This window comes from Streptomyces sp. CO7, from assembly GCF_053474865.1.
This window is the reverse complement of sequence record NZ_JBRIOU010000002.1, coordinates 1408294-1414597: the sequence shown is the minus strand read 5'-3', so window position 1 is coordinate 1414597 and position 6304 is coordinate 1408294. Positions and strand designations below refer to the sequence as shown.

Annotated in this window: 5 protein-coding genes; 2 read left to right on the top strand and 3 right to left on the bottom strand. The window is 71.1% G+C overall.

Annotated elements, in window-relative coordinates:
* The first annotated feature begins 17 nt into the window (after window positions 1-17).
* Both ACOV8S_RS08445 and ACOV8S_RS08440 read left to right on the top strand, forming a co-directional pair.
* The gene (locus ACOV8S_RS08445; RefSeq protein ID WP_448317056.1) at window positions 18-998 is read left to right on the top strand and encodes an arabinan endo-1,5-alpha-L-arabinosidase; all 981 of its coding nucleotides are present in this window, start codon (window positions 18-20) and stop codon (window positions 996-998) included.
* Window positions 980-2416 carry a family 43 glycosylhydrolase gene (locus tag ACOV8S_RS08440; protein ID WP_448317054.1) on the top strand — a complete coding sequence of 479 codons (1437 nt, stop codon included), beginning with the start codon at window positions 980-982 and terminating at the stop codon, window positions 2414-2416. The genes ACOV8S_RS08445 and ACOV8S_RS08440 overlap by 19 nt, the downstream gene beginning before the upstream one ends.
* Window positions 2417-2524: 108 nt before the next feature.
* On the opposite strand, the gene ACOV8S_RS08435 is transcribed toward ACOV8S_RS08440, so the two are convergent.
* From ACOV8S_RS08435 to ACOV8S_RS08425, 3 genes are all read right to left on the bottom strand, one after another.
* A complete protein-coding gene (locus ACOV8S_RS08435) occupies window positions 2525-4066 on the bottom strand; it encodes an APC family permease (RefSeq protein WP_448317052.1) in 1542 nt (513 codons plus the stop codon).
* Window positions 4067-4071: 5 nt separating this feature from the next.
* The gene (locus tag ACOV8S_RS08430) at window positions 4072-4926 is read right to left on the bottom strand and encodes a universal stress protein (protein WP_448317051.1); all 855 of its coding nucleotides are present in this window, start codon (window positions 4924-4926) and stop codon (window positions 4072-4074) included.
* A partial coding sequence (locus ACOV8S_RS08425) for a flavin monoamine oxidase family protein (RefSeq protein ID WP_448317050.1) occupies window positions 4923-6304 on the bottom strand: 1382 nt, incomplete at its 5' end. The genes ACOV8S_RS08430 and ACOV8S_RS08425, both read right to left, overlap by 4 nt.

The following is a 6304-nucleotide window of genomic DNA, read 5'->3' as shown; positions in this document are numbered from 1 at the left end:
CCCCCCGGAGGGCACGCGTGAGTCGTACATCCCGTACCCGAAGAAGAAGCGCCCTGTCGGCGGTCCCGGCCGCCGTCCTCCTCGCCCTGCTGCCGGGCACCGCGAACGCCTATCCGAACCCCGGCCAGGTCACCGGGACGGTCACCGTCCACGACCCGACCATGCTCCGCAAGCCGGACGGCCGGTACCTCCTCTACGGCACCGGCGGTGGCATCGCCTACCGCACCTCCACCGACCGGATCGCCTTCGGCGGCGGCTCCCAGGCCTTCTCCGGCCGCCCGAGCTGGTGGACGCAGTACGGCAACACCGAGGCCTGGGCGCCCGACATCTCGTACCAGGGCGGCAGGTACCTGATGTACTACGCCGTCTCCACCTTCGGCTCCAACCGGTCGGCCATCGGCCTGGCCACCTCCGGCACGGGGCTGCCGGGTTCCTGGTCGGACGCGGGCGTCGTGTACACCTCATCGGCCTCCAGCGACTTCAACGCCATCGACCCCAACCTGTTCGTCGACGACGACGGCAAATGGTGGCTGTCGTTCGGCAGTTGGTGGACGGGGCTGAAGATGATCCAGCTGAACCCGTCGACCGGCAAGCAGCTCTCCACCAACTCCACGCGGTACTCGCTCGCCTCCCGTCCGACCGGCAGCAAGGCCGTCGAGGCGCCGTACATCGTGAAGCGCAACGGGTACTACTACCTGTTCGCCTCGTACGACACCTGCTGCGCGGGCACCAGCTCCACCTACAAGGTGAAGGTGGGCCGCGCGACGAGCGTCACCGGGCCGTACCGCGACCGCAACGGCGTCCCGATGATGCTGGGCGGCGGCACCCCGGTGCTGGAGTCGCACGGGCGGTACATCGGACCGGGCGGCCAGTCGATCATGCACGACACCGACGGCGACCTGATCGTCTACCACTACTACGACGGCCAGGACAACGGCACCGCCAAGCTGGGCGTCAACCTTCTGAACTGGAGCAGCGGATGGCCCGTCGCCTACTGACCCTGCTGGCCGCGCTGCTGCTCGCCCTGTCCCTCGGGCAGTCCCCCGCGAGCGCGGCCTCGTTCGCCAACCCCGTGAAGGCGCAGAAGGGGGCCGACCCCTGGATCTCGTATCACGACGGCAACTACTACCTGGTGACGACGAGTTGGACGGACGTCATCACCGTCCGCAAGGCGCCGACGCTCGCCGGGCTCGCCACGGCGCCGAGCGTGCAGGTGTGGAAGGGAGACGCGGCCTCGCGGTGCTGCAACATCTGGGCGCCCGAGCTGCACCACCTGAACGGCCGCTGGTACCTCTACTACGTGGCCGGGCAGAACGTCTCCGACTACAACCCGACCCAGCGCAGTCACGTCCTGGAGAGCGCGGGCTCCGACCCCACGGGCCCGTACACCTACCGCGGGCAGCTCAACTCCGCCTGGATGCTGGACCCGCACGTCGCCACGGTGAACGGCGCCCTGTACCTGTTCGGCAGCACGAGCGGGGGCGGCACGCAGAACATCGTCGCGGCCCGCATGTCGAACCCGTACACGGTGAGCGGCTCGTTCCGGACGATCTCGACGCCGACGCTGTCCTGGGAGCGCCAGGGCGGCACGGTGAACGAGGGACCGGAGATCCTGCAACGCGGCGGGCGGACGTTCCTGATCTATTCGGCGAGCGGCTGCTGGACGCCCGACTACAAGCTCGGGCAGCTCGCGCTCACCGGTTCGGACCCGCTGTCGGCGTCGTCCTGGACGAAGAAGGCGACACCCGTCCTCCAGCGCGACGACGCGGCCGGGGTGTACGGCCCGGGCCACAACGGGTTCTTCACCTCGCCCGACGGCAGCGAGAGCTGGATCGTCTACCACGCCAACGACTCCTCGTCCGACGGCTGCGACAACGGCCGCACGGCGCGGGCCCAGAAGTTCACCTGGAACGCCGACGGAACGCCGGACTTCGGCTCGCCCGTCGCACTCGGGTCGGGCCTCGCCGGACCGGCCGGTGAACCCTCGGCGGTCCTGCGCACCTACACCCTCACCAACCGCAACAGCGGCAAGTGCCTGGAGGTGGCCGCTGGTTCGACGGCCGACGGGGCCGACGTCCGGCAGTACGCCTGCAACGGCGGGAGCAACCAGCGCTGGCGGCTGGAGGACCGGGGCGACGACACCCACCGGCTGGTGAACGCGGCCACCGGCAAGGTGCTCGACACCGCCGACTGTTCCTCCGCGGACGGCGCGGACCTGCGGCAGTGGTCGTGGCTGGACAACACCTGCCAGCGGTTCCGGTTCCTGGCCACCGACGGCGGTCACGTCAGGATCGTCAACCAGGCCACCGGCAAGGTCGCCGACGTGGCGAACTGCTCGACCGCGGACGGGGCCGACGTCCGGCAGTGGTCGTGGCTGAACAACGCCTGCCAGCAGTGGCGGCTCACCCCGGTGTGACCCGGGCCGGGCCGCCGCCCGCACACCGCCGGGCGCACCTGCGGGCCGGTCCCGGTCGGGACCGGCCCGCAGACCGTGGAGCAGGACGTCAGACCGTGGAGCCGGACGTCAGACGCTGCTCCGCGAATCGGTGCGCGGAAGGGTCTCACCCCGGAAGAACTCGGGCCTGCGCAGCCGCTGAACGATCATCACGACGACGCCCAACAGCAGCACGCTGACGCCCAGGACGAAGACCAGGCCCACGCCGCCGATCTGCGACCCCGAGCCGTACGACGGGTCCATCGAGTCGTAGCAGGTCTGGACGAAGAAGACGAGGAGCAGGATGCCGCCGATGCCGGGCAGCAGGCCCTTCATGAGGAAGGCCTTGGCACTGCGGCCGAGCTCCTTGCGGAAGTACCACACGCAGGCCAGCGCCGTGATGCCGTAGTAGAAGCAGACCATCATGCCGAGCGCCGTGATGGTGTCCCACAGGACGTCCTCGGACAGCACCCGCATGACGGCGTAGAAGGCGGACGCCACCAGCGCCGCCGCTACCGTGGCGTAGCCCGGGGACTGGAAGCGCGGGGTGATGCGGGCGTAGGCCGGCGGCAGTGCGCCGTAGTGGCCCATGGCGAGCATGGTGCGGGCCGGGGAGACGAACGTCGACTGGAGCGAGGCGGTCGACGAGGAGAGCACCGCGAGGGACATCAGGATGGCGGTCGGTCCCATCACCGGGCCGGCGAGGGCCGCGAAGACGTTCTCCTGGATATCGGCGTTGCCGAGTCCGTGTGCGCCGTCCGTGACGCCGGAGTAGCTGAGTACGCCGAGTGCGATCGTCATGTAGAGGGCGACGATGACCAGGATGGTGGTCAGGGCCGCCCGCCCGGGCGTGGTGGCGGATCCCTTGGTCTCCTCGTTGATGGTGAGGACGACGTCCCAGCCCCAGTAGATGAAGACCGACAGGGAGATGCCGGCGGCGAAGGACGAGAAGGAGTCGACCGCGAAGGGGTTGAACCACTCGGCGCCGATCGAGGAGGCGTCGAAGGCCGTGCCGTCGCTCACGTGGCCGAACGCGGCGACGGAGAACCAGACGAGGACGCCGACCTGGAAGGTGACCAGGACGTACTGGACCGCCTTGGTGGCCTCGAGCCCACGGTAGGAGATCCAGCAGGCCAGGGCCATGAACACCAGGCAGGTGGCGACGTTGAGCGGGACGTTGCGGGTGAGGTCGGCCAGGCCGTCGTCGCCCGTCACCTGGGCGAGGAGCAGGTAGAAGAAGTCGACCGCGATACCGGCCAGGTTGGAGAGCACAAGGATGGTCGCGGCCAGCAGGCCCCAGCTGCCCATCCAGCCCACCCACGGGCCGAAGGCGCGCGAGGCCCAGGTGAAGGTGGTGCCGGCGTCCGGCATGGCCCGGTTCAGCTCGCGGTAGCCGATGGCGACCAGGAGCATCGGGATGAAGCCGACGAGGAAGATCGCGGGGAGCTGCTCCCCCACGACGGCCGCGGTGGGGCCGAGCGCGCCGGAGAGCGTGTAGGCCGGGGCGATGCAGGAGACGCCGATGACGACCGCGCCCAGCAGCCCGACCCGCCCTTTGGCCAGGCCTTTGCCGTCGCCGCCGTGGCTGCCGTCGCCGCCGGAGGTGGTGGCGCCCGCAGCGGAAGTGGGCATCGCTGTCATCTCTGTTCTCCGTCCGTGTGCGGCACGACCACCATGGGGATGGGCAGGTGCCGGAGAATTCTGGCGGCCGTGGTGCCGAGGAAGGTGCGCCGTCCTGGCGCGAGGCGGGAGGACCCGATCAGCAGGACGCCGCGCGGGTCCCAGTCGATCGACTCGACGGCCTGCTTCATGGTCCGGCCCTGTCCGATCTCCACACGGGCCCGGCCGTCGGTGAAGTCCTCCGCGGCGGCGGCGATCAGCTCGGTGGCGTGCCGGCGCGCGGGCTCCCCCGCGCCGTGCTGCTCGTCGAGTTCGAGCAGGGAGACGAGGTGCAGGTCGAGTCCGGCGCGGCGCGCGGCCTCGACCGACTCGCGCACCACCAGCTGGGCCCCGGGGCGGGTGCCGACGGCGCAGTAGACCTTCTCGAGCAGCCCGGGGGACTCGTGGTGGCGGGGCACCAGGGCGACCGGCACCGGCGAGGCGTGGAGCAACTGGGTGGCCACCGGCCCGACGGTGAAGCCGGGGCCGCCGCCGGACGCCGTGCCGACGACGATCAGGCGGGCGTCGATGTCCGCGGCGGCCTCCAGGATCCCCTGGGCGACGGACCGGTGCCGGCGGATGTGGGTCTCGACCGGCACGTCGGAGGGGATCGAGGCCCGCGCCTCGTCGAGCCACTGCCGGGCCTGCTGCTCGACCAGCGACTCGATGTCGGGTGCCGGGGGGTACGTCGCGCCGAAGGGGGCGTCGGCGCGCACCACGAGCACGATGTCCAGGACCGCTCCCAGCGACCGGGCGAGGTCGGCGCCGGTCCGCAGGGCGATCTTGCTGCGATCGTCCCCTCCGTAGGCGACGACGTAGTGGGGGACGCTCATGAGGTCTCTCCTCGGGACGTGTCCGCGAGCTCGTCCAGCAGCTCCTCGGCGGTGAGGCGGCCGATCCGCAGCGCGCCCTCGACGTGCAGGTAGCCCTCGGCGGCCAGATCGGAGCTGGCCCAGTGGATCGGGCCGACGGGAGTGCGCTGGTCGGCGCCGTACCGGCTGAGGCCGCCGAGGTCGAAGGTCGCGCCGTAGGCGCCGCGTGTCCACTCCTCGCTGCCCCAGTCGGACTCGAAGTAGACGACCGGCTCGAGGGCCCGCTCGCCGAGGTAGACGGCGACGGACTCGAGGACACGCCGGCGGCGTTCGGCTGCGGGCAGGGCGAACACCTCGTCGGCCTTCTCGTCGGAGACGAAGCCGACCAGGGTGCCCCGGGTGTCGCCGTGGTTGGTGTTGTCGTAGACCTCCTGGACGAGCTCTCCGGCGCCGAACCCGGTGCCGGAGAGGCCGTCCGCCCGCCAGAAGGGCGTCTCGTACACCGCGTGCACCTTGATGACCAGGCCGAGCGAGAGGTGCTGGTGGAGCTGGTGCTGGCGGCGGGGCAGCGGCGGCTCGTAGGAGACCCGGGTGTAGAGGTTCGGCGGCACCGCCATGACGACCTTGCGGGCGCGGACGGTGACCCGGTCGGAGACGACGGTGACTCCCGCCTCGTCCCACCGCACGGTCCGGACCGGGGTCGAGAGGTGGACGTCGTCCCCGAGCGCGGCGGCCATGGTCTCGCTGACCGACTGCATGCCGCCGACCACTCGCCGGTCCAGGATGAAGTTCTCGTCGACGAGGTTCGAGAAGGAACCGGCGGACGCCGCCATCAGGATCGCCTGGAGTGCGGAGAAGGAGTGCGCGGGCTTTGTGAGCATCCCGCCCGCGATGAAGAGCCCGATGTTCTGGCATGCCTCGTCGTCGTCCGACTGCGTGCGCAGCCAGTGGTGGAAGGAGATCGTGTCGAGTTCACGGGCCCGGGCGTGCGCCCACGGTTCGTGGGGGCCGATCTCGGCGGTGAGCTCGTCGAGGAGCTCGATCAGCCGCTCCATCTCGGCGGCGGTCTTCTCGCCGACCGGGAAGCGGTCGCCCGTGTAGCGGGTGCGCGTGCCGTCCGGGGCGACGTAGACGCAGTCGCCGTCCCGGTACCGGGCGTAGGTCTCCAGGCCGAGCTCGTCGAGCAGGGCGAGCAGCTCGGTCTGGTCGGGCGAGACCCACTGGCCGCCGATCTCCAGCCAGGCGCCGTCCACGGTGTCGCTCCAGGTGCGCCCGCCGACTCGGTCACGGGCTTCCAGGACGGCGACGCGGACGCCGGCCTCGCTGAGGCGGCGGGCGGTCGACAGGCCGGCCGGGCCGGCGCCGACGACCACGACGTCACGGTCGAGGGTGAGGGGGG

Bases quoted from the DNA above. Each gene is read 5' to 3' on its own strand.
- ACOV8S_RS08440 (WP_448317054.1), top strand. From the start codon at position 980: ATGGCCCGTCGCCTACTGACCCTGCTGGCCGCGCTGCTGCTCGCCCTG.
- ACOV8S_RS08430 (WP_448317051.1), bottom strand. From the start codon at position 4,926: ATGAGCGTCCCCCACTACGTCGTCGCCTACGGAGGGGACGATCGCAGC.
- ACOV8S_RS08435 (WP_448317052.1), bottom strand. From the start codon at position 4,066: ATGCCCACTTCCGCTGCGGGCGCCACCACCTCCGGCGGCGACGGCAGC.